The organism is Octadecabacter algicola, from assembly GCF_021532625.1.
Classification (GTDB): domain Bacteria; phylum Pseudomonadota; class Alphaproteobacteria; order Rhodobacterales; family Rhodobacteraceae; genus Octadecabacter; species Octadecabacter algicola.
This window is the reverse complement of record NZ_JAKGAR010000003.1, coordinates 608,968-631,851: the sequence shown is the minus strand read 5'-3', so window position 1 is coordinate 631,851 and position 22,884 is coordinate 608,968. Positions and strand designations below refer to the sequence as shown.

16 protein-coding genes and 5 tRNA genes are annotated in these 22,884 nt (G+C 54.2%); 8 read left to right on the top strand and 13 right to left on the bottom strand.

What is annotated here, in order from left to right; genetic code table 11:
• Positions 1-290 precede the first annotated feature (290 nt).
• On the top strand, positions 291-632 hold the full coding sequence (locus L0666_RS14290) for an ArsR/SmtB family transcription factor (RefSeq protein ID WP_235262052.1): 342 nt from the start codon (positions 291-293) through the stop codon (positions 630-632).
• Complete coding sequence (locus L0666_RS14285; RefSeq protein WP_235262051.1) at positions 629-1,096, top strand: SRPBCC family protein; 468 nt, start codon at positions 629-631, stop codon at positions 1,094-1,096. Before L0666_RS14290 ends, L0666_RS14285 begins: the two co-directional genes overlap by 4 nt.
• Before the next feature lie 367 nt (positions 1,097-1,463).
• Here the strand turns inward: L0666_RS14285 and L0666_RS14280 are convergent, their stop codons facing one another.
• The 4 genes from L0666_RS14280 to L0666_RS14265 all read right to left on the bottom strand — a co-directional run bounded on the left by L0666_RS14280 (position 1,464) and on the right by L0666_RS14265 (position 7,267).
• Positions 1,464-4,214 (bottom strand): DUF6493 family protein, encoded by a 2,751-nt coding sequence (locus L0666_RS14280; RefSeq protein ID WP_235262050.1) that lies wholly within the window; start codon positions 4,212-4,214, stop codon positions 1,464-1,466.
• The gene (locus L0666_RS14275; protein ID WP_235262049.1) at positions 4,144-5,436 is read right to left on the bottom strand and encodes an SWIM zinc finger family protein; all 1,293 of its coding nucleotides are present in this window, start codon (positions 5,434-5,436) and stop codon (positions 4,144-4,146) included. Before L0666_RS14275 ends, L0666_RS14280 begins: the two co-directional genes overlap by 71 nt.
• Before the next feature lie 358 nt (positions 5,437-5,794).
• Entirely contained in the window at positions 5,795-6,889 is a 1,095-nt protein-coding gene (locus L0666_RS14270; protein WP_235262048.1) for an AAA family ATPase, read from the bottom strand.
• Between the two features lie 301 nt (positions 6,890-7,190).
• Positions 7,191-7,267, bottom strand: a tRNA-Arg gene (locus L0666_RS14265).
• A 102-nt stretch (positions 7,268-7,369) separates the two neighbouring features.
• On the opposite strand from L0666_RS14265, the gene L0666_RS14260 reads away from it, so the two are divergent.
• From L0666_RS14260 to L0666_RS14250, 3 genes are all read left to right on the top strand, one after another.
• Positions 7,370-8,395, top strand: coding sequence for a LacI family DNA-binding transcriptional regulator (locus tag L0666_RS14260; protein ID WP_336246280.1), 1,026 nt, complete (start codon positions 7,370-7,372; stop codon positions 8,393-8,395).
• 3 nt (positions 8,396-8,398) lie between these two features.
• Positions 8,399-8,827: a hypothetical protein gene (locus L0666_RS14255; protein ID WP_235262047.1), complete on the top strand. Its 429-nt coding sequence runs from the start codon at positions 8,399-8,401 to the stop codon at positions 8,825-8,827.
• Between the two features lie 228 nt (positions 8,828-9,055).
• Positions 9,056-10,804, top strand: a complete 1,749-nt coding sequence (locus tag L0666_RS14250; RefSeq protein ID WP_235262046.1) for a sugar phosphorylase — start codon at positions 9,056-9,058, stop codon at positions 10,802-10,804.
• A 3-nt stretch (positions 10,805-10,807) separates the two neighbouring features.
• Here the strand turns inward: L0666_RS14250 and L0666_RS14245 are convergent, their stop codons facing one another.
• Complete coding sequence (locus L0666_RS14245; protein ID WP_235262045.1) at positions 10,808-12,028, bottom strand: glycosyltransferase family protein; 1,221 nt, start codon at positions 12,026-12,028, stop codon at positions 10,808-10,810.
• 11 nt (positions 12,029-12,039) lie between these two features.
• Positions 12,040-12,825: an HAD-IIB family hydrolase gene (locus L0666_RS14240; protein ID WP_235262044.1), complete on the bottom strand. Its 786-nt coding sequence runs from the start codon at positions 12,823-12,825 to the stop codon at positions 12,040-12,042.
• Between the two features lie 352 nt (positions 12,826-13,177).
• Here L0666_RS14240 and L0666_RS14235 point away from each other — a divergent pair, with 352 nt between their 5' ends.
• The gene (locus L0666_RS14235) at positions 13,178-13,609 is read left to right on the top strand and encodes a DUF3010 family protein (protein ID WP_235262043.1); all 432 of its coding nucleotides are present in this window, start codon (positions 13,178-13,180) and stop codon (positions 13,607-13,609) included.
• Between the two features lie 79 nt (positions 13,610-13,688).
• Here the strand turns inward: L0666_RS14235 and L0666_RS14230 are convergent, their stop codons facing one another.
• The 7 genes from L0666_RS14230 to L0666_RS14200 form a co-directional block, all read right to left on the bottom strand.
• The gene (locus L0666_RS14230) at positions 13,689-15,686 is read right to left on the bottom strand and encodes an RNA 2'-phosphotransferase (RefSeq protein ID WP_235262042.1); all 1,998 of its coding nucleotides are present in this window, start codon (positions 15,684-15,686) and stop codon (positions 13,689-13,691) included.
• Between the two features lie 5 nt (positions 15,687-15,691).
• A complete protein-coding gene (locus tag L0666_RS14225) occupies positions 15,692-16,708 on the bottom strand; it encodes a hypothetical protein (protein WP_235262041.1) in 1,017 nt (338 codons plus the stop codon).
• Positions 16,709-16,963: 255 nt separating this feature from the next.
• Positions 16,964-17,039: transfer RNA gene (locus L0666_RS14220), tRNA-Gln, on the bottom strand.
• A 4-nt stretch (positions 17,040-17,043) separates the two neighbouring features.
• Positions 17,044-17,118, bottom strand: a tRNA-Asn gene (locus L0666_RS14215).
• A gap of 121 nt (positions 17,119-17,239) precedes the next feature.
• A tRNA-Pro gene (locus L0666_RS14210) sits at positions 17,240-17,317 on the bottom strand.
• Between the two features lie 68 nt (positions 17,318-17,385).
• Positions 17,386-17,525, bottom strand: a tRNA-OTHER gene (locus L0666_RS14205).
• A 638-nt stretch (positions 17,526-18,163) separates the two neighbouring features.
• Complete coding sequence (locus L0666_RS14200; RefSeq protein ID WP_235262040.1) at positions 18,164-19,720, bottom strand: vWA domain-containing protein; 1,557 nt, start codon at positions 19,718-19,720, stop codon at positions 18,164-18,166.
• Between the two features lie 176 nt (positions 19,721-19,896).
• On the opposite strand from L0666_RS14200, the gene rtcR reads away from it, so the two are divergent.
• Positions 19,897-21,471 (top strand): RNA repair transcriptional activator RtcR, encoded by a 1,575-nt coding sequence (gene rtcR, locus L0666_RS14195; RefSeq protein WP_235262039.1) that lies wholly within the window; start codon positions 19,897-19,899, stop codon positions 21,469-21,471.
• 274 nt (positions 21,472-21,745) lie between these two features.
• Positions 21,746-22,879 (top strand): RNA ligase RtcB family protein, encoded by a 1,134-nt coding sequence (locus tag L0666_RS14190; RefSeq protein WP_235262038.1) that lies wholly within the window; start codon positions 21,746-21,748, stop codon positions 22,877-22,879.
• The last annotated feature ends 5 nt before the right edge of the window (positions 22,880-22,884 follow it).

The window sequence follows — 22,884 nt, the reverse complement described above, 5'->3', positions numbered from 1 at the left end:
CCGCTCTGTCCTACGTAGTAGTCATCCAGCATTGGGAAATGCTGCGCTCATGGAGCAATGTCCGCTATGCGAGCTGCTAGTGCAGCATTTTGAACGAGGAGCGAGGGGCCGCAATGGGCCGTTCGTGTCGTGAGTTCTCGGTTAATAACCTATGATGCTGCAAAGCGGAGAATGGCCGCTATGAGCCCAACTTGATCTTTGGTCAGCGCGCAGCGAACGACCGCTTACCATTAACTTAGGGGTTTTCCTTAGTGTCTTGATCGGGCCTGTTGCTTTTGTTACTTAGGGATATGTCTAAGTATGACCTGAACCTCGATCTCTGCTTTTCAGCCCTTGGTGATCCGACACGGCGTATGATCCTTCAACGTCTTGCTCGTGGCGAGGCGACCGTGAGCGAATTGGCGCAGCACCATGACATGGCGCTGCCGTCGTTCATGGAGCATCTGAAGAAGCTAGAAGCTGCTAACCTCGTCACATCGAAGAAGGAAGGGCGGACGCGGATATGCGAGTTGGCTCCGGATGCCTTCACGCCCGCAAAAGACTGGTTGAGCGAGCAGAGCGCGGTCTGGGAAGGGCGGCTCGACCGCTTTGACGATTACATCAGGAACCTCATGCAGGAGCGTAGCAAATGAACTTCGACCCCGAAACCGACCTGACTTTCACCCGCACGATCAATGCTCCGCGCGCCCTGCTCTGGGAATGCTGGACCACGCCGGATCACATCAAGCATTTCTTTGTGCCCAAACCCCATGGCATCGACGCCTGCGAAATCGACCTTCGGGTCGGCGGCAAGTTCAACACAGTGATGAACGTTGAAGGCAACCTCATGCAGAACGAAGGTGTGTTCCTCGAAGTCGTGGATGGCGAAAGATTGGTGTTCACCGACACTTACAGCGAAGGATGGAAGCCTGCCGCAGATCCCTTCATGACGGCGATCATCGAACTTGCCGATGATGGAAACGGTGGCACGACGTACACCGCAACTGCCAGACATCGTTCGCCCGAAGCCCGTCAAAGCCATGAAGGGATGGGGTTCTATGATGGTTGGGGCACGGTCGCTACTCAGCTTGAGGAATACGCGCAATCACTCAAATAAACTGAAAGCGGACATTGCGCCAAAGTCGGCTTCGTCCGCGATGCAGTCATCGGGCCACCCATTGATTTCGCAGGCGCGGCGAATGTCGGCTATGCGGGTTGCAGCCGCAGCATCTTGACCGAGAGGCGAAGGTCCGGTTTGGGCCGTTCGTGTCGTGAGTTCTCGGTTAATAACCTATGATGCTGCAAAGCGGAGAATGGCCGCTATGAGCCCAAAGTGAATGATGCTGCAATTTGTACCAATGGAGGCGACTTTGCTGGAAGACGACTTTGGCTAGACTGGCGTTACGTGGCGGCAAAACTTGAGAATTCGGCCTTGCTGCCCAATCCACATTGGCGAGCGCAGTTTCAACGAAACTACTTCGTTCTCAAACTTGATCTTGCTTCGCCAAGGACAATAGTTTCTTTGAGAACCGCGTCGTTTTCCCGCCTCCTGGAATGGATCGCAGACAAGCAATCGCGCGTTCGTTGGTAAGTTGGGCATTTTGCGCAACGTGAAGCTCGAAGCAAAGCTCCAGCATGCCGCCGATATCCCTTGGGGTTTCTTCTGGCGCGAAGTCCAAAAGGCCCACGATCGTCTCTATGGCAAAACGACTGGCACCCAAATCGGCGACGCCTTTCAAGGCCTTTGTCCAGCGGCTGGTCGGCAATGAATTCGACATCAAGACCTTTTTCAGCTCGGGCACAAAGACCCGGGTTGTCAGTCGCCCTTCAGCCGAGAGCACAGCGGCCGCCTCGATTGCAAGCGAGGAAACGGATTTGTCCTCACAGGCCACATAGCACGCTAGCACAGCCGCCCCCAGAGGGCCCACCGACGGACCAGGTCGAAAGAACGGTTCCAGATAAGCCCTTGTGGGATTGTCGGAAAGTTTTTGCCATGTATCCAAACCGATCAACGCAACCCGAAAAAACGGTTCCGGATCCGCCGGTCGAGTTAGCGAGGCCCATGCGATGTCGGAAAATGTGTATCCGCAGCACGTCGCGTATTGGTAGCCTTGGTCGGGAAGACAAAAGAGAGCGGGCAAGGCGCGAGACTTCATCGTGTTCGCGGGCGTAACCGGAACCTCAACCACAAGCCAATGCCAACTACCATCCTCCGTTTCCTTGCGCTCGACCTGCAATTCCATGGTGGCAGGCGTGCCGCATTCTGGTACGGAATCTTGCTTCAGTTTGAGCGGCTTCTTGAACAGTTTGGTGATAGCTTTGTCGGCCTGTTCTGGAATACGCGCGCGCCATGCGGCGCCCCACAGCTCAGGCGCGGGGCCGACCTTGACGTCTTGTCCCAGGGCGTAGGCAATGGCCCGATCTGCCTCGGTTGCAAGGGAAAGGTTCCCGACGTCGCGCCCCTCCGGAGCAAGCCTCATCAATGCCATTGCAAGGTCATGGGGCTCGGGCTTGATGCCCTGTTCGCGATAGCACTCTATCCGCGCCAGCAGATCGGCAACGTGAACCAAGCCCGAGGTTTCGCTTGGCAGAGCCAGCAACGGAAGGGAAGCCCCATCTCCGACCCGTTCGATCACACCAGCATTTCGGGCAAGATGATGTTCTTGTAGGCTAAGCTCCGATAAAAACCTGAAGTTCTTTTGCCCATCGCTTTCTTCCGCAAGTATCGCGGCAAGCGGCACGCTCTCGGCCATCGCCCGTCCGCTCAAAGCAAGGACATAGCGAATATCGCTGTCGCCAGACGACTTGCACACCTGCTTTGCGCGCTTGCGAAGCGGCGACAAAGTCTTGTCATCCAGTCGAAGCGCGGCCCCGAAGCGCGAAATACCATCTATTGCGCGTTCGACTTCAAACGGATCGCGCGGCTCTTCCAGCACGGTCAGAAACAATGCAAGTGCCTCATCAGGGGATGTTACTGCCGCGATCGGCTGAGCCTCATTCGGAACAATGTCGAGGGCGGTATCAGGTGCGGTCCCAAACGCAACACCCGCCATTTCTGCGATGCGTGATCGGACTGAGGGGGCAACAAGATCGACATAGTTGGCCAACTCATCCGAGACGCTTTCAGCCCCCAGAGTCTCGATTGCGTCCAGCGCTTTTGCTTGCACGCCCGCATCTTCGAAAATCAGCGCCAAAACCATCTTCGCTGCGGCTTCCTGCCTTAACTCTGGTTTCCGTTTCGCAGCGCTCAGCAACAGCTTGAGTGCCCCCGTCACGGTACCCTTAACACGCGCTTGCAGCGCAGGTTCCAACGCTGCTAACAGCTCTTCCGCGGCGATGGCCCCCGATTTTTCCAACTTCTGTACATGCTTCAAGGCAAACGAAACCGTCGGAGGGATTGAGGATGACAGCAATCGCAAATACCGGTCAGACCGCATCGCCATTTCGCCGGAAACCGGCGCCATCAACACATGAAACCGCGAATACCATCCGGCGCGGTATTGGGCGAAATCTCGATCCAACGCGTCCAGCGACGCATCCAACAAACGCTGGCGGTCCAACAAACCTTCGTCGGCATATCGTTTGATCCGATCCGCCCAGCTTTCTTGGCCGCTTTTCAGAAACTTGTCGTGGTTGGCAAGGCTATCTTCACCACCGCCCTCGACCTCGAAGAACCGCCATACATCACCATCCAACAACGCTGACTTGCTGTCTTCTGTCCGCGTTCCAGACCAATGAGAGTAGTAGCCAAGAATGATCGCATCGCTTTCGGGGCGCTTGCACAGGCCTGTCTTCCACAGCTCTTGGAAACGGTTGATATAGAAAGTATGATCTTCAATGAAATGCTCTACGACGCCTTGTACCCAATCGGGGTCCAACTTGCGGATGATGTCCTCAATCGGGATTTTCTCAGGCATGGGGAAAAACGACAGCTTGGTCAGTTCGGATTGAGATGAGGTCGCAAGGACCGCGACTGAGATGGCTTCACCATCCTTAACTTTGGGCTGGGATATATCGGCACCAGCGTTCCAGTACCGATCCAGTTTCTTGAACAAGGTCATTGTTGGTTTGGCATAGGCGTGTCGTTCCTTCGCCGGTATCTTGGCTAACCAGTCCAACACCTTTTTGGCGCTGTTTGAAGAAATGAACTTCAGAAATTCCTGCTCAGTCATTTTGCCGGTCCAATTCCATCTCAGCTGCAAGGATGTGTTTGCACGGTCCGCGTTGGTTTCCATTCTTGGCAAACCAAGGGCACGTGCATCGCCAGCTAGCTTCATCAGGTGCGACTTTGTGGATTACATCGTCTGACGACACTTCGGCCACGTCATCAGTCCAACGTACAGCTCCTGCATCGACCAATTTCTTTGCCGACTTCAGGCGCGGGTTCAGACCTTCAGTCTTGCTCATGTCAAACGGAAGGTCGCGGTGGAAATAGGTCTGCTGCTTCAAGTCGAACCCCAACCGGCCTCCAGCGGCGAGCTTGGCCAAAGCAAGGTCAACGGACTCAATCGAAAGGCCAGTTGTATTGGAAATCGCTGCCGGTTCGATACTGTCTTGCCAGTTCAACTGCGCTGCAACCGCTGCCATTCCGGTGTCGACTGAGCTTGCCATGCGGCTGAGCAATCCGCCGTCGCCCGAAAACCCCCGCCACGGTTCTGCGTTCAAAACAAGCCACAGCCGTTGGGTGCCGAAATTCAACGCCCAGCTCGTCGCGCCGGTTGCCGGATTGTGTTGCACGTCGAGACTATCAGCCAGCGTGACCAAAGGCTCAAAAACACGCAGCCGGTGGCACCCTGGTAATGGAACGGCCCCACGCGCCTCGCGGGCAGTCACCCGCACCATGGGGCCATTCGCGGCAACCCAGATCCGTTGGTCATTTTTCCCTCGGGGCAGCCCGCGTAAAAACCGTTGCGCACCGATCTTGGGCAGGCTGAAAGCGGGCCTCATTCTGGCCATCGCCACCTGCACCTCGGCAAATCCTTTGACCCATCGCAAAGGCAGCGGCACTTTCTTTTCGATATAGGCGGTGCCGTCGGTGACAACCTCGACCGAGTTTGAGCCGATGCTGATCTCCATTTCGGTATCGCGCGAGACCGTGGATAGCGCACCTCTCAATTCCGGGCCGAAATCAACATTCGTCGTTCCTTTGCTGCGCGCTTCGGTTTCCAGGGCGCTGTTGTCCAGATCCAGCCGGATATACGCGCTGCAACAGGCCGAGAACCCCTCGAACCGAACCGCGCCCGTTCCAACCGTCGCGACGGGATCCGCTTCGCGAAGAATCTTGGCCAGCATTGATGGTGGTACATAAAACCTCGATCCTACGATCTCGGAAACCGCACGGAGCGATTTTGCAGTCACGTTTGGAAAGAGTGCCCGAGCTTTCAAGAATGTCGACGCCGCTTGAACGTTCTGGTCGCTGGCTAGCGTTAACGCCTGTCCGTGTGAGGTGGAGCGCAACTCCGAGTCGCGGTCATACCTGTAAATTTGTTCAATCATTCAAGTACTCAGAATTACCATGGCTTATTTTATCTTTGTTGAGACATCGATAGCACTGCCCTAATCAATTGTCTTCCTTCGCAAAAAGATCTGAGCGTCTAGGTCTGTCCCAATTCAACCATCAATTTGTGGCGCATTGTTCTTCGCTACGTCCGAAGTGCTGTCCTTTCAGCCGTTGATGATCCGTGCAACGAAAGCTCACTTTGTCCCGCGATGCAGTCATCGGGCCACCCATTGATTTCGCAGGCGCGGCGAATGTCGGCTATGCGGGTTGCAGCCGCAGCATCTTGACCGAGAGGCGAAGGTCCGGTTTGGGCCGTTATTGGAGCATCGGCCTCGCAATCAACGCCTCCGCCCGATCCAACATTCTGGACACTGTGCGCAGGCTTAGGGGATGTTCAGCCCAAACTTCATGATCAAGCACTGCGTCTAACGCCGAAAGGCTGGGCTCCGGGAGGCCGCGCCTTTGACCTTCTGTTAGAGCAAACTCACGCAACTGCGTGCGTGTCAGATTAGGAAAATCGAGAACCACGCAACGGCTTTGCAACGGCTCCGGCAAACCCTTCCGGCTGTTAGCCGTCAGCACCCAATTCGCCCAGGACATATCAAAGCGGATCTGGAAAAAAGGACACTCCCAGCCCTCTGCTGTCATGCGCTCCAACAACGGAAGCAGCGCATCAGTTAGTGTATGACGCGAGCCGTTGACTGCGTTGACGTCTCCCGTCTTCTCAACTTCGTCGACGATCACCAGCGGGCCAGCGTGGCGTTCCCGAAGCACGGTTTGCATGAGTTTGCCTGGTGCGGCGCTGCCCCATCCGCGCTGAGCTCCAACCAGTGAAAATGTCGCCGGTTCACCGGTCGCCTCGATTTTGGTTACGGGCACCGCAAGGTGGTGTGCCAGTCGACGCGCCCAAAAGCTTTTGCCGATGCCTGGCGAGCCAACCAACACCAGCGGATTGAAACGTAAACCAGGTAACCCCTCACGCGCGGATCGCCTGAGACCATGCCATACCTCCTCGGTAGCAGGCGCCATCCAAGGCATTTCTTCATGCAAGGCGGCAGCGATCTCGTCCGCTTTGTGTTCGGTGTGAATGCGGGTCACTGAAACACCATCCCGCAATGCGTTCAATTGTGTCTTGGCGGCGTCAGGCAAATGGCTCATGCCGGACAGGCTTTGCATTCGCTCTAAAAATCGGATCGCACGGCGCTTGGTCACTGTACGATCTTTGTCGTTGATCAATTGATGCCACAGAACCGGATCATTGCCGTGATCAACGCTTCCCGCAGCCATCAGCTTCCGGTTCCTTAGCTCGCGCAGGGTTTCTTTCAGGCGATCTTCAACTTCTCTAACACGCGGGAGTTCGTCGACAAATTTTAGAGAGCAGAAGGGTATGGGTGTTTTGGAGAGCGTCACGACGGCATCCTTTCAAGCGTTGCAAACTGCAACGTCATTTGGTTCAGGCCTTTCCAGCCTTAGAATTTGATTGAAAGGTTCCGGAACCTAGCTGCCTTTTAGAAAGGTGATCGGAGGCAGGCTGTCAAATCAGCGTCAAGATTGCGTTCCTGAATGCCGCCAATTGTTAGAGAAAATTCATGGTATCGCGTTGTAATAAAACAATAAGTTTTCCGGCTGACAGCCGCATTACACAAGCTTTGCGCACGCTATTGCTTTCTTTTGCGCACACATTTGGTTTTTCTGACAGTGTGAGTCATCGTGGCGATCCCGGCAGGATTCGAACCTGCAACCTGCCCCTTAGGAGGGGGCTGCTCTATCCAGTTGAGCCACGGGACCACATCAAGACTGTCTGCCTTTAAAACCCGCACGTCGCAAGGGCTTGGACTTCCATGGTTCAGGGCGTTAACACTAAAGGTGAATATTTATAGGACGATGCCTGTGCAGACCCGATCAAAAAGACCCCTCACTCTTCGCGACGTTTCCGAGGCCTCCGGTGTGAGCGAAATGACCGTCAGCCGCGTGTTGCGAAATAAAGGCGATGTTAGTGCCGTTACGCGAGAAAAGGTTCGCGAGGCGGCGCGCAGGTTGGGTTATGTTCCCAACAAAATCGCTGGGGCGCTTGCATCTCAACGCGTGAATTTGGTCGCCGTCATTATCCCATCCCTTGGAAACATGGTTTTCCCTGAGGTCTTATCTGGCATTAGTGAGGTCCTTGAGGACACGGACCTTCAGCCAGTCGTTGGTGTGACGGACTACCAACCCGAAAAAGAAGAAAAAGTTCTGTTCGAGATGCTGTCGTGGCGACCATCTGGCGTCATCATTGCTGGACTTGAACACTCCGAAGCGTCGCGCGCGATGTTGCTTCAGGCTGGTATTCCCGTGGTCGAGATCATGGACACCGACGGTGAACCAATCGACACAGCTGTTGGAATTTCCCACCGTCGCGCTGGCCGTATGATGGCCGAAGCCATTGTTGAGGCCGGGTACAAACGCATCGGGTTCATGGGCACTAAGATGCCGTTGGATCACCGTGCACGTAAACGGTTCGAGGGATTCACACAAACCCTTGCCAAGAACGGTATCGAGATTGCAGATCAGGAATTTTACTCGGGCGGGTCAGCATTGGCCAAGGGCCGCGAAATGACGGAAGCGATGCTGAAACGGACGCCCGACCTCGACTTCCTATATTTCTCGAACGACATGATCGGCGCGGGTGGTTTGCTTTATTTACAAGAACAAGGCATCGACATTCCCAACAAGATTGGGCTGGCGGGTTTCAATGGCGTTGAGCTTCTGGAAGGGCTTCCGAAACGACTGGCGAGTATGGATGCCTGCCGCCTTGAGATCGGGCAAACGGCCGCGCGCATCGTTGCCGCACGCAATGCAGACGGTGCAAGTGATGAAGGTCAAGTCGTTGACCTGTCTCCGACGCTGAGCCGCGGCGACACCTTGCGCAAGATCTAGGCAATGGCAGCGTCGGACAGCCTCAGTGGAAGTTGGACGGGTCGTTTTGACTACGACAACATCACGCTGGGGGCACCTGTTTCATTTGATGCTGTCCTGACCGAGACGGGGACAACGCTTCGCGGCGAGGTCGTCGAACCAAATACGTTTCGCGACGAGGCAACGGATACTCTTTTGGCGGTGATCGTGGGCACACGCAGCGGGTCTACGGTATCGTTTACCAAGACATACACCGATTTTGATCAAGGCGAGGACCCAGTTTACGAGGGCCAGATCAACGCCACAGCAACACGGATCACGGGTCGTTGGCATTTCCCTAGCATGACAGGCGTCTGCGGAACATTCCTTCTGGCACGTACAGCACAAGCCGCCGCCCGAAAAGCGACCAAAGCTTCGATCGAAAGAACGCACGAAGTAGAAACCATCACGTAGACTGACACTTAAGCCTAAAGTGCATGAACGGGAGGCGCCGCGTTGGTGTGGATGATCCGCTTTTGTATTGTGGCGGGGTAAAACCGACGCTCGACAACTGCCCAAAGACTGGGCATCTCAGTTCTAAAATGACATCTATTGCGACAACAAACTCTTTTTGACGACCTATCGCCGCGCAAATCATGCAGATTGCTTCGTATAAAACTCAACTTCGGAACTTCACTTCGTATGCAAACGTCTAAGACCACTTCGTTCAGCGCCCGGCTGGCCTCTCTTATCCTACAGATTTATCCTGATATCGACGCCGACATTCTGGCCAGCAAAGTGGTCGAGGCGTTTTGGCCTGAGGGCACCAAGCCCCGCAAACGCGGACGGCTCCCGAGCAACAACCTGTGGACCGAACAGGATGCGATGTTGATCACCTACGGCAATTCAATTCTGGACGGAACGCATAAGCCGCTCGATCTTTTGTATGACTTTTTGTTGCGCCGTATGAAGGGCGTGGTCAACGGCGTGCATATTTTGCCATTCTTTCCATATACGTCTGATGATGGCTTTGCTGTATCGGACTTTCGCGCCGTGAATCCACAATTGGGCGATTGGCCGGACATCAACCGCATCGGTGAGGATTTTCATTTGATGTCTGATCTTGTGCTGAACCATGTGTCGAGCCAAGGGACGTGGTTCAATGCCTATCGCCAAGGTCAAGCGCCCTACGACAAGTTCTTCTTTGAGGCGTCCCCTGAAGATGACTTAAGTGATGTTGTTCGCCCGCGTACGACCCCACTTTTGCAGGAAGTTGAAACCGTCAACGGGCCGCGTCATGTTTGGTGCACGTTTAGCCATGATCAAATTGATGTCGACTTTCGCAATCCAGAAGTTCTGTTGGAATTCCTGCGGATCATCCGTTTGCACGTTGAAAACGGTGTCCAGATTATCCGGCTAGATGCGGTAGCGTTTCTTTGGAAAGAAGCGGGCACGCCTTCTATCCACTTGCCACAAACCCACGCCGTTGTGCAATTGATCCGAATGCTGTGCGACTATGCTGCGGAAACGATCATTCTGCTGACTGAAACGAATGTGCCTAAGGCCGAAAACCTAAGCTATTTTGGCAACCGCAACGAAGCCCACGCAATCTATAACTTCCCACTGCCGCCGCTGATCCTGCATGCGATGATGTCTGGCTCCGCTGATTATCTGCGGCGTTGGTCTAGCGGCATGCCCCCCGCGCAATTGGGCTGTGCCTACCTGAACTTCACTGCCAGCCACGACGGGATCGGGATGCGCCCAGTTGAGGGCATTCTGCCTACGGACGAGCAAAACAAGATGATCGACACGATCAAAGAGATTGGTGGCTTGGTGTCTATGCGGGCGCTGCCAGATGGTGGTGAGGCCCCTTACGAGATCAACACGACCTATTACGCGGCGACTGGCCAGACATTTGAAGGCAAAGATGACTACCACTTTGAGCGGTTCATATGTTCGCAAACCATCGTCATGTCACTCGAAGGCATTCCAGCGTTCTACATACACTCGATGCTGGCGACACCGAATGATCACGCACAGGTCGAACATCGGGGCATGAACCGTGCGATCAACAGGCACCGCTGGGATTATCCAACATTGAACGGCTTGCTGGATGATCCCCAAACAGAGCAATCGCGCGTCTTGAATGCTTTGTCAGATCGGCTGCGCATCCGGAAAAACCAACCCGCCTTCCACCCCAATGCGACGCAGTTCACGATGCCGCTGACTGATGCTGTGTTTGGTGTCTGGCGTCAGAGTCTCGATCGTCACCAATCAATTTTCGCTCTGCATAACGTCAGCAATGAAACGGTCGATGTTTCGCATCTCTCGATGAACCTGATCGAAGATGAAGACTGGGTGGATCTGATCAGTGGCGAACCTATCGACATGGAAAAAGATGCGGTGACCCTTTCACCGTATCAGTGTCGTTGGATAACCAATCGCGGCTAAAGCTTAGACGTATTCTTCTTCGTCGGCTTTAGCAGCGGCAGCCATATCGCTCAGGAATGTCGGGTCGGCTGAATGAACACGGTTCCACGTTGGGATGAACGGCGTTTCATGGGGGTTATCCAAGAATATTTGCCCTGCCTTCATAATGTTTTCTGCAAACAACTCGATTGACTGTTCCTCTGCGTGGCGGTCAATCGTCAGCCCGTTCATCTTGGCGTCGTTGTAGTAGGATTCGAGTAGATCAAGGGCACAGCGGTAGTACGTCGCTTTCAACGTACGAAAAACATTGGCCGTAAAAACGGTGCCGTCGGACGCCAGCTTGCGAAAAATCGCTTTGCAGATGTCCGTGGACATTCGATTTAAGCCTGCACTGGATTCCTCTGGGCTTAGGGATTGGTGTTTGTGATCGTAGGCGTCCGAGATATCAACTTGGCAAACCGCCTTCGGCGCGAGGTTGCGCCATGCCTCGGACAGGACACCAATTTCCAAGCCCCAATCGGACGGCATTCGAAGGTCTGGCAAAATCGCAGTACGCATCGCAAATTCGCCTGACAATGGATACCGAAAGCTACGCAAGTAATCGATGTAGTCACGATCTCCGACGACCCGTTTCAAAGCAATCAGAAGAGGGCTTACCAACAGCCGTGTTACGCGGCCATTAAGGTTCCCACCGCCTATGCGGGGGTAGTAACCCTTGGCGACTTGATACGGAAACGTAGGGTTTGCGACGGGGTAGACCAAACGAGCCAACATCTCTTTGTTGTAGGTGAGAATATCGCAGTCATGAATTGCCATTACAGCGCTGTCCGCGCATCCGATCAAATACCCAAGAGAGGCCCAAACATTCTTGCCCTTACCCTGCTCCATCGGGGCCAGCCCCATCGATTCCAATCGCGCGCCCAGCGCAAGCATTCGCGGGCTGTCGTTCCAAATTACGATGTGGTTCTGGCCCAACCCCTCAAAGAACTTTTTGGCGTGTCGGTACTGCGTCTCATCGGCTGCATCCAGGCCGATAATGATTCTGTGCAGGTAGCTGACCTTTGCCAACTCCGACAGGATATGCGGCATCGCTTCACCCTCAAGCTCTGAGTAGAGGCATGGCAAGATCAGCGAGATTTTCCGTGATTGCGCAAAGACCGACAGTTCGTGCTCCATCTCGTCTGCGGACCTCGCCCGGAGATTGTGCAGCGTTGTGATGTTTCCGTTCTGATGAAAATCAGCCATGTGCGTCTCTCCTAGTGCAATTCAAGTTTATTAAGTAGTGTCAGGACCGCCTCTGCCCAGCCAGTCGGGCCCGCGGATGCCGTTCTAATAATCTGGCCAGTCTTTTCGCCAGTTAGGTGCGGAAGTGGCGCGCGGTTTGGGTTGGCGACGACGACACCATAATCAGCGTTTTCCAACATCTGTATGTCATTGGGGGCATCGCCTAAGGCGATGGTGTGCTGCGGCTTATACGCGTCGATTATCGCTCGCATCTGGTCAACTTTGTTGCCACCCAACGAAAGCGTCAGGAACCGCCCCCCTTGCTGCGCAATGACTCCGTCTCGCTTGAGGTGATCCACGAAGGCGACCTTCTGCACGTCTGTCCCTAACCATTGACCTGGTTCTGAAAAGGCCCGCTGTTGCGCCAATGCCGCGTCTTCAAGCGAAAGGCCTGTTATCTCTGCCACTTGCGCTGTGGATACATCCCCAAACCCACGAAAGAGATCGCGTAGATCCTCGGGCGCACGGTTCAGCGCCTCTCGAACGGCTTCATAGTGGTCACCCGCTGGAATGATGGTTTCATTGGGCGGCAAAATACCCGCGCCGTTTTCGACAATGGCGGGCCAATGGTCCAACCCAAGTGACGTTCGCAACGTGGAAATTTCAGGTGTTGTCTTACTGCTCGCCAGAACAACGCCTGCGGAAATTTGATGAAGAACGGTCAGTGCAGGCTGTGCTTCATTCCAACTGTAAGTTTCGTGATCGATCAATGTACCGTCAAGATCGGTAAACACGATAAGCTGGGTATTGGACTTCATGCTGTAAAACATGATCCCTGCATCTGCTGATCACAACAGAGCAAAGCCAAAGTAGAGTGAACCTGACTTAGAAAAGAAACGAATTGAAGCAGAGAGCCTAAAATTTAGGCGCACAACAAAGAATCAGTATTGGTTGTCAAAATCCCATAAGAGTGCAGATTTCACAGCCACAAAAATACGCACACCGTAAGCTATTAATTTTAGAAGAACATCGTTGAGGAGCGACGTGATGAGAAGCCCGTCCAAGTACGCTTTGAAGATTTGTCAGGACAATGAAGTCAGGGCCAGCTTATGCCTACGCGGCAAGTCAAAAAGAGTGCTACCTTGGGCTTGGGGCATGAGGGCGTAGAACATGAAAGTATGTGGATGTGAGATATCGGCGCAGGAGGTTCGACTTGCCGTTGTCGACCTGAGCGATGAAGGCGACATGGAAATGCTTCGCCTGAAGGTCACACGAGTTGAGCTCGAGGATGACACATCTGAGGCCAATCTTCGGTCGTTCTTGGCTGATCTTCAGGAGTTTTCCCGAGAGCATGAAATCGATACCTTCGTTATCAAGACGCGCGCCAAGAAAGGCCGCATGGCAGGTGGAGCGGTATCCTTCAAAATCGAAACTCTGATTCAACTCATTGAGGGCTGCGAGACCAAGTTCGTAAGTCCGGTCGCGCTCGCGCACTTTGCCAAGAAAGATCTTGAAAAATATCCAGAGAAGCTTCCGGTTTATTTAAAGAACGCCTTTCTTGCCGGCGCTTATGCTTTGACGAAACCGGGGTTTTTAGCCTAGCGAAGATCGAGAAATTCGGCACGATCAAGCTTATGCAGGCACATACTACCCTTCAATAATGAGAGACCTGAAAGGGGCGCTACCTGCGCCCCTTCTTTTTCTTGTTCATCCAAAATGGAGGTGCATCACCCGCCATCATGCAACCGTAAGGGTCGATGTAATCGACAATATCGGCTAGGCCAAAGCTGTCGATCTGACGCACGACATTGGCCGCATTTTTGTACGACGACGGCAATTCTGACGCATCAATACCACCGGCGGGAAAGCGGATATCCAATCCTGCCGTCTCGGCCACCAAAGCCTGCTCTGCCGTCATATCCCCCATCCGGCGCTTGTGCTCGGACCGTGAAAAATTACGGCCCGCCCCATGCGGGGAAAAGCCCAAAGCATGATCCGCATCTGATCCACGCACGACCAAAACAGGCTCGGACATGTTCAGTGGGATCAGTGTCAGACCCGTTGCATCAGCGGCATAATCACCCCAAGCGGGCGTCGCCCCCTTGCCATGATAGAACAGATCATCGCGCTTAAAGACGAAGTTGTGCTCGTTCCAGAACCGCTCACCCGGTTGTGCACCGGACCCTTCCACGGTCGCCTGATGAATGGCGTTGTGGTTGGCTTTGGTCCATTTGCGGATCAGTTGCAGAGCGGCCCAATACTCCTGACCATCCTGCGTATCCACTGGAATCCAAGCATTCTGCTTCAACGTGTTAGGCGATAGCTTCTTGCGGTACTTCTCCGCTACTTCCATTCCCAGCTTGTACAGAACTGCCCCTGGCCCACGCGACCCATGGTGGGTCACGATGGCGGTACGTCCGCTGTTGCGCGACTTGCCCACAAACAAGAAATGGTTGCCATCGCCTTGCGTACCCAAATGCTCCGTTGCCATGCGGAGGATCTTAGGATTGCTCAAAAAACGGTTTTCGCGAAACCCGTCCATCAGGTTTTGCGACAAGGTAAAGCGTTTGCCGTTCTGCCGCCCGCCGGGGCCAAAATGCGTGACCTTCTCTGCCGCATCCAGCACCGCTTTGGGCTCAATCTCACCCAAATCGGTCATCATGACGGAACAACAGATATCAGCCGAATGCATACCCGGATGGATCGCGTTCTTAGCTGCAACAACACCGCCCACTGGAATCGTGCCCATAGGACCTGCGGGGCAGGCATCAGGCATCACGGCAGCAGACACAACAGTCGGCGTCCGCATAACAGCCATCATCGTTTCACGAACCTTAGCGAGGTTATCGACCTCATCTGCGTCATCAGACGCTTCGATGTTGAAATGAAACGGTACATCGCCGGCCTTTTGCAAAGGGATCGTTGGGGGTGGCGGAGGGGGTTTCATCCCATCCAGCTTGGCCCTGATCTGATCCTCGCTATAGCCAGCGGCAAGCCCCGCTTGTGCAATTGCCAAAAGGCGACCGAACTCCTTGCTAGGAATATGGCCCCAAGCCTTGAGCGTTTCACCTGTGATTACCATCTGTGTCATTATTTTCTCTTTGTCCGCTGAACCATCAACGCTTTCTTCAATTTTCAAATATGCCGCAGGCACGTGATCCGTCAGCCAGACACCATTGTCGGCCTGATAGAATGCGTACCCGGCTCGATGCATTTCACCCGCAGCCACAATCAAGATCACCGGCGCACCATGGCGCGCGCCAACCTTGAAAGCCGTTTGCGGGTCACCCGACAAATGCACCTGCTGGCGAGACATCGGGCGCAGCCCATCGGTCATGATCGCCGTGACGGTCACCTCTGCTGTGCCATGGTAAAGCCGCGATGGCGGTTCAATCGCTTCCACACCGAGATCAATGGCAATCGAATGTCCTTGAGCGGCACGGATTTGGTCGCCCGTACCCGACAAGCTAAAGCGTTTTTTGTCATTGGTTTCCACAATTTCGACCAGTTGATCTTGGCTTATGGGCAGGTCGTGGTCGGCCAAAGCCGTCAGCAACACATCCACCGCCACCCACCCCTCTGAATCGGGCGTTAGGTCAAGCTTCTCGGGCGTATGGCGCAAAACCTGCGCTAACAACCTGCTCACTTTTTGCAGGTGCTTTTTCTCTTTGTTTGTCATCTTCTTTAACTCTCTTGGGCGGACAGATTTCCAACCCATTTCTTGTGATAATACGTCATGCGCCATTGCACGGACTTCGCTTTGTCATTGGTCAGCGACGTGACCAAACCGTCGCCTTCAGGTGCCCCGACCGTGATCAAGTAGTCAGCGGCCAGACTACGCAGTTTGGCGCTTTTGTCTTGGCCGGCATGGCGCAGCATCATCGCACGGGTTGCCGATGATACCTCTACCGCGCGTTTTTCGCGACGCGGTACTTTCTGGCGCAGGTTGAAGACCTTGTCATGCCACACCCAATCATAGCCTTCGGTCCAATGGGCATGGCCTGTCAGCAAAGTTTCGACTGTAACAGCGCGTACAAATACCGATTGCGCATGCAGCGCCAAATCGGGCAAAGCCCAATTGTGGTCAGGACTGCGCAGAAGTTGCCGTAAGGAACGTGGCAACGGCCCAGTTGCGGTTTCCAAGAACGTCGCTTTGACAACCAACGGCCAATCACGATGCGCCGCCAACATCTGCGCCACTGCAGCACCACCGCGTTCCCAACGGGCAACACGGTCCAGCACAAAAAGGCAAAGCGGGACCAACTCCGCCTGGTTCAACCTCGGCAAAACAGCCTCAAGTCGAGAAAAAGCGACCTTGCGAACCTGAGCTGCCCAATCGTTGCACCGCAGCAAAAGTGCCGTTAGCGCGGCGGTATCATCCATTGGTGCAACCTGCACAGCCCGTTCACGCAGATGCCCATCAGCGGCATGTATTGCAAGCAATCCAAAGGTAGGATTTCTGGAAAATTGCGCATCCCAATCAACAGGACCTGATTTGGTAAACCACGACGTTACCCCGGAAGCAGTTCGCACTGGCGCACGATACGCTTTACTACGAAACGGCTGATCAAGCTGGGCCACTTGCTGTGGGCTTAGTAGCTTGCGACGCTCTTCAAACAAAGACAGCGCAAACGGATCAAGCTTGCCATTTGCAACCTGCCATGCGGCATCAAACCGAGATATGTCTTTGTTCAATTTCATCTTCTTCACTCTCAAATCAAACCACACGCAGAACAAGGCATTTGCAGGATGAATTTCCGCCACCAGATTGCTCTGGGCTGGGGTTGAACCAGCACGGGCCTGAGGGTCCCACCCATGAAGGGCTGCGTCTACCTGTAATCCTGCAGGCATTTCTGACTATGGTCCCGGGGGACAAGGATGCGTGAGATGGGTTTCCCCGACCGTTTTGAGCGATGTAATCCCACGGGCATTCCCCCGGTTGTTTCCTTTTATTTTTGGCTGGAAGGGCAGGACTCGAACCTGCAACACACGAGATCAAAACCCGTTGCTCTACCAATTGAGCTACCTTCCAATATTGGCTCGGCTGGTAGGGATCGAACCTACGACATCCTGATTAACAGTCAGGTGCTCTACCTCTGAGCTACAGCCGAATGAGGGAGGACAAGTTGATTGTGAGACCTTCTCCCAGATGTGTTGGCATCTGGTTCGGCGCGACTCGAACGCGCATTTATCCAATGTAGTCCCACAGGCATTCCTCCTGCATATTTCGTTTGGTCAGGAATGGAGGATTTGAACCTCCGACTTCCGCAGTCCAAGTGCGGCACTCTAACCAGCCTGAGCTAATCCCTGAATTTTGGTCCCTGGCGACAAGGAAAGGGTGAAACATTACGCGCTCTATCCGCTGAGCTATCCCGCCATGGTAGCAGGAGTGGGATTCGAACCCACGACCTCGACATCCACAATGTAGTTCCAACCAGCATTCGCCAGGGGTGATTTCGGGTCCGGCAACAAGGGATCGGCGAAACGGTATCGGCTCTACCAACTGAGCTACCCTGAGAAGTAATATCAGGAGCGGGGTTCGAACCCGCGACAAGATGTAGTTCCACCAGCATTTGCCGGAATTTGCGTTGAATGCAGACACACGCGGTACAAGGTCCCGCCCATGCCAAAGAGCGCCCGCAAGAGTGAGGGAGTCGAACCCTCAAGTTCCTCTGATCGTGCCCCCGCGTGTGTCAGCATTCAACGCAATGCATTTGTCTTGGCGACAAGAGTAAAGAAACAGTTTGGGGTCCCGCCCACACTCCGCCTGTCAGGAGTGTTTTGCCGTCTGGGCGACCGCGATGAGAGGAGTCGAACCTACTCGGATGATCCCAAGGGTGCGCGATGTAGTTCCTTTGGCATTCGCCAAGTTGTTTGTGTGTCGGTCCCGGCGACAAGGGTTAGGTGAAACAATTGCCCAGTGTTTTGCCTCGTTAAACTACGAAGCAGTTTCGCTTCGGCGTGGCTCGATCCACGCGACTCTGGGGTTGGATGTAGTTCCACCAGCATTCGCCGGATTGTATTCCTTTCAATTCGTTTCAAGCAGTTGACGTTTTCACGTCTGTGTTCAATTGATTGGGTCAGGCGGACAAGAAATCCGTGAGACGGGACATTTAACAGATGTAGTCCCACAGGCATTCCGCCTGACCCTATGTTTTAGACCTCCACAGCTTTGATTTGGCCGACCCAGTGGTCTGACCCCATCTCACCGTTCGCGAAGGCCGCGATCTGGTCAAAGACCGTATCGGAGAACCCGCCAATGTTCAGCACGTCGTCACGCTCTTTCGCTTGCGTGGTCCCGTAGGGGGCGATGTCGATGCAGACCAGTTTGGCCTTGGGGTTACGCTTTTTGAGCTTCTCCCACGCTTGCATCATCACCGTCCCGTTGTTCCCGTAAGCTGCATGCGCCCACGACTGGTTGTCGGACACCATGATTACCAGATCAGGGGCACGCCCCTTCGCCAGCAACCAACCAAGCGGTGCCGCACAGTTTGTCCCGCCGCCCCACTGTTCTGCCAAACGCGCGGCGTTTGTCAGGATGGTGTCGCGGGGTTCCAACCGCAGATCACGCACCTTCACTTCAAACGGCAACACTGTTGCCGATGGGTTTTGGCGCAGGATCGCCGCAGAAACGAGACCTGCCACATCCACAAAACGCGTCACCGTGGTGGCCCCCTTACGGAAACCAGTCACAGCGCCAGACATGGACCCAGATACATCCGGGCAGACCACGACCTGACCGCGCAGTTTTGGTACGTTACGCACCGAAAGCTCCATCGCGTCATGCAGCGCATCCCGGATTTCCACCGGCATATCAGCAGACAACGCCTGATAGGCGGTCATCAATTGGTATGGGAACACCCGCGCTTTTGCGATCTTGTTAGGATCACGCAGGGTGGCCGCAATATGCGCCCGCATCTTTGGCAAGGCCAACACCCCATGACGCTGAAACGTGTTCAGATTCATACGGGTCATCTGCCAAGAAGCGCTTTCAGCGATCTTTGACCACTGCTTGGTGGACAAAGACAACTGCGTCAGCATCTGGAATGGCACGTCAGGGACTGCCCCCTTGCCGGTTTCCTTGAACCGGAGGAAGTCCTGCACAGCCACTGGCAACAACGCGACATCACATGGCCGCCTGATGATCCAAGCAAACAAAGCTTCACGCGCTTTGTTGCCCGGCTTAGGGTGCACCATCTTGATCACATCCGCCAAGGACGGATCGTTGCCGACATTGGCCTGCAAGATCGCCTGGTCGGACGCCGCATTCAGCCAGTTCGCAACCATCCGCTTTGGCGCAGAGCCAAGCGATTTCCGTCCCGTCTGCCCAGACCGCATGATCTGCACAAATGTCCGTAACATTTTGCCGTTGTCCACGACGCGTCCAAAGACACGCTGAAACAAAATTGGGTCACGCCCAGCCAGGACTGCCAACAGCAATGCTGGCATGTCCTTCATATGCCCGGACTTACGGGTGTAGACAGCCGTTTGCGCCAGAAATGACGGATCAACCTTATTTGCCAATTTCAAGGTACGAGACAGTTCCTGCATCGGATCTTGGTAGTATGTTGCACCAAAGGTTCCAGTCATCGCGACTTGAGCCAGGGCATGTGCATCAGTATATCGGTAGGCCGGTGCACCCGCAGCGTTTTGGGTATTGGTTGCAGGAAGCAACCGGCCTTTGATTGATGCAAACACGGATTTGTTTGCCATAGTCTTCATCCTTCATTTCAGTTCGTGAGGATGTTTTGCCTGATAGGCAGCGGGATTCTAAGAAAAATCGAAAACCATGTAACTATATGTTTTAAAAAGTTAAATATCGACATCCCGAAATCGGTGAGCAAAAAACGTATTGATTTGTATCGTAGTTTATCCGATAGGATAGAGACATGAAAACGAACGTTGTCATTGGCTTTCTCGGAACGAATCTGGATGCGGGAAAGCGCCGGCGCTGGCGCCCTTCTGTTCAGTTGGTCGAGCATAGTGATTTTCCGGTAGATCGTTTTGAGTTGATCCATGGTTCACGCTGGTCAGGTCTTGCTGAAAAGATCAAAACTACGATCGAATATATCAATCCCAAAACCGAAGTCTTGCTTCAACAAATGGAGATCCAAGACCCTTGGGATTTTGAAGAAATGTACGGCGCGATGTTCGATTTTGCCCGAAACTATGGCTTTGACGATGAGCGCGAAGACTATCACATCCACCTGACGACCGGCACACATGTCGCCCAGATTTGCTGGTTCTTGCTGGCCGAGTCCCGTCATATTCCCGCCAAATTGGTCCAGACGGGCCCCCCTCGTGGTGAAGAGGAAGGTCCCGGCAGCCTGCAAGTCGTTGACTTGGATTTGTCACGCTACAATGCGTTGCAGCAGCGCTTTGATCTTGTCAGCAAAGAATACAACACCCTACTTAAAGGTGGTATTGAAACCCGCAACGCAGCTTTCAATGCGATGATTGACCGCATGGAGGTAGTGACGTCAAACTCGGATGCGCCATTGTTGCTGATGGGTCCGACGGGGACGGGCAAGTCTGATCTTGCTACCCGACTTTATGAACTCAAACTACAACGTCGCCGTATCAAAGGTCGGTTGGTGCATGTGAATTGCTCGACGCTTAAGGGCGAACGCGCCATGTCTACGCTTTTTGGGCACCGCAAGCAGGCGATCCCCGGGGCTGGTGCCGACAGGCGGGGCTTGTTGCAAGAAGCCGACGGCGGTGTGTTATTTCTGGATGAAATTGATGAGCTTGGTCTGGACGAACAGGCCATGATCCTGCACGCGATCGAAACGGGGAAGTATTTTCCATTAGGGTCGGACTATGAGGTTACCAGCCGCTTTCACTTGATCGCAGGTGCCAGCCGGGACCTTGCTGAAATGGTGGCGAAAGGTCGCTTCCGTGCGGATCTTTTTGCCCGCTTGAATCTATGGACCTTTACGCTTCCGGCACTGCGCGACAGACCTGAAGATATCGCTCCCAACATCGCCTTCGAGATGGCCCGCGTTGAAAAGTTGCAGGGTAATCGGATCACCTTTAACGCAGACGCGCAAATCGCCTACCAGAAATTCGCGACTGATCCGGGTACGCAATGGCGCGGCAATTTCCGCGATCTTAGTGCGTCAATCCAGCGGATGTGCACCTTGGCTCCTCGTGGGCGCATCACGCACACGATGGTCACCGCCGAGATTGAGGCTTTATCGAAAACATGGCATCACGCTAGCAGTGATCCCGATATGCAGCTCATCACAGAACACCTCGGCGAAAAGGCTGCAAACATTGATGAATTCGACCGTGTTCAACTTGCCGCTGTCATCCGCGTGTGCAAACAAAGCGCCAGTCTCAGTGCCGCTGGCCGCCGCCTTTTCGCGGCTTCTCGGGCTGCAAAGGCAAGCCGGAACGATGCCGATAGGCTTCGCAAGTATCTTGAGAAGTTCGGACTGGATTGGGGCTCCTGCCAAAGCTGAATGGTCGTCATGGATGTGCCGTTGCTGATTGGCCACACAATTTGTCCTGAGCAATATTATGTTTGTCAGAATCCAACTTCGCGCCTAGACGAGTTCTCCAATCGGTCCGTGAGACCCAATTTGTAACCCCAACCAAGAAAGGGCAACACATGACACTTCATCGCAACGCCCTTCAGGGGCAAATCACCGCTTAAGCCGCAAACCGGCCTGATGTGATCTCATTCACTGACCTTGTGGTCAGCATATCTACATTGTGAATATTGGGTATTACTCCATGGGCAATTCTGTCTTGGATGGCCGCATGTCTGCTGAGAACAGCGACTGCGCCATCACAAAATTCTATACGTCTGCGGCCTGGATCGATGGTCGCGCTGAACAACAACTTGAGCACGTCGCCGGATGGTCCGGCGTCCGTAAAATCGCGGCTTTTCCTGACCTGCACCCCGGAAAGTTCGGGCCCGTTGGGTGTGCCGTATTGGCGGATCGCATCTTTCCGCAGTTGATCGGCAACGATATCGGCTGCGGCATGTCATTGTTCCAGCTTGATTTGCCTTTGCGCAAATTCAAGATGGAAAAGGCAGTGCGCCGGATACGCGTGCTGAGCGAGCCGGTAACCGACGACACTGGATGCCGCCTCGAAGAAATTGGCCTGCAACCCGACGTGTTCGCGACGTCTCTGGGCACGATTGGTGGTGGCAATCACTTTTGCGAAGTGCAAACGCTGGTCGAGAGCGAGGCTGACCTAAACCTGGACAAAACGGTGACCTACCTGCTTGTCCATTCGGGGTCACGCGGTTTTGGGAATGCAGTTCTGGGCGCTGTTGAACAGGGCGCGTTTTCAGGCATGCATCCGAACGACGCGGCCACGTCGGACTATGTGCAAAGCCATGACAAGGCGGTCCTATGGGCTAGCCTAAATCGCCAGATCATAGCTGAACGTGCGGCCGAGGCATTGCGTGCGGACCTGCATCTGATTGCGGATGCGCCGCACAATCTCTTGACGCGGGATGTTGATGGTTGGTTGCACCGCAAAGGCGCGGCAAGTGCTGCCTCTGGTCTTGTTCCACTGGCCGGATCGCGAGCAACACCCAGCTACCTTTTGCGCCCAACGCATCAACCAGATGCCTTGATGTCCACGGCTCATGGGGCGGGTCGTCGCTATGATCGATCTTCCATGTATGGCCGGGTGCGGTCCAAGCGATCTGATGTCGAAGCAATGCAACGAACGTCCTATGGCGGTCGCACCATTTGTGAAGATCGTGACTTGTTGATTGAGGAAGCACCGCTGGCCTACAAATCATCGCAAAGTGTGGTGGCGGATCTGGAAGCAACCGGTGCAGCAAAATCAGCTGCAATGTTTCATCCGCTTTTGACCTTCAAGAAAACACGAAATGGAGGTCGGACATGAAACAC

Bases quoted from the DNA above. Each gene is read 5' to 3' on its own strand.
- L0666_RS14250 (WP_235262046.1), top strand. From the start codon at position 9,056: ATGCAAACGTCTAAGACCACTTCGTTCAGCGCCCGGCTGGCCTCTCTT.
- L0666_RS14280 (WP_235262050.1), bottom strand. From the start codon at position 4,214: ATGGAAACCAACGCGGACCGTGCAAACACATCCTTGCAGCTGAGATGG.
- L0666_RS14290 (WP_235262052.1), top strand. From the start codon at position 291: ATGTCTAAGTATGACCTGAACCTCGATCTCTGCTTTTCAGCCCTTGGT.
- L0666_RS14200 (WP_235262040.1), bottom strand. From the start codon at position 19,720: ATGGCAAACAAATCCGTGTTTGCATCAATCAAAGGCCGGTTGCTTCCT.
- L0666_RS14285 (WP_235262051.1), top strand. From the start codon at position 629: ATGAACTTCGACCCCGAAACCGACCTGACTTTCACCCGCACGATCAAT.
- rtcR (WP_235262039.1), top strand. From the start codon at position 19,897: ATGAAAACGAACGTTGTCATTGGCTTTCTCGGAACGAATCTGGATGCG.
- L0666_RS14230 (WP_235262042.1), bottom strand. From the start codon at position 15,686: ATGACAAACAAAGAGAAAAAGCACCTGCAAAAAGTGAGCAGGTTGTTA.
- L0666_RS14235 (WP_235262043.1), top strand. From the start codon at position 13,178: ATGAAAGTATGTGGATGTGAGATATCGGCGCAGGAGGTTCGACTTGCC.
- L0666_RS14245 (WP_235262045.1), bottom strand. From the start codon at position 12,028: ATGGCTGATTTTCATCAGAACGGAAACATCACAACGCTGCACAATCTC.
- L0666_RS14190 (WP_235262038.1), top strand. From the start codon at position 21,746: ATGGGCAATTCTGTCTTGGATGGCCGCATGTCTGCTGAGAACAGCGAC.
- L0666_RS14240 (WP_235262044.1), bottom strand. From the start codon at position 12,825: ATGAAGTCCAATACCCAGCTTATCGTGTTTACCGATCTTGACGGTACA.
- L0666_RS14255 (WP_235262047.1), top strand. From the start codon at position 8,399: ATGGCAGCGTCGGACAGCCTCAGTGGAAGTTGGACGGGTCGTTTTGAC.
- L0666_RS14225 (WP_235262041.1), bottom strand. From the start codon at position 16,708: ATGAAATTGAACAAAGACATATCTCGGTTTGATGCCGCATGGCAGGTT.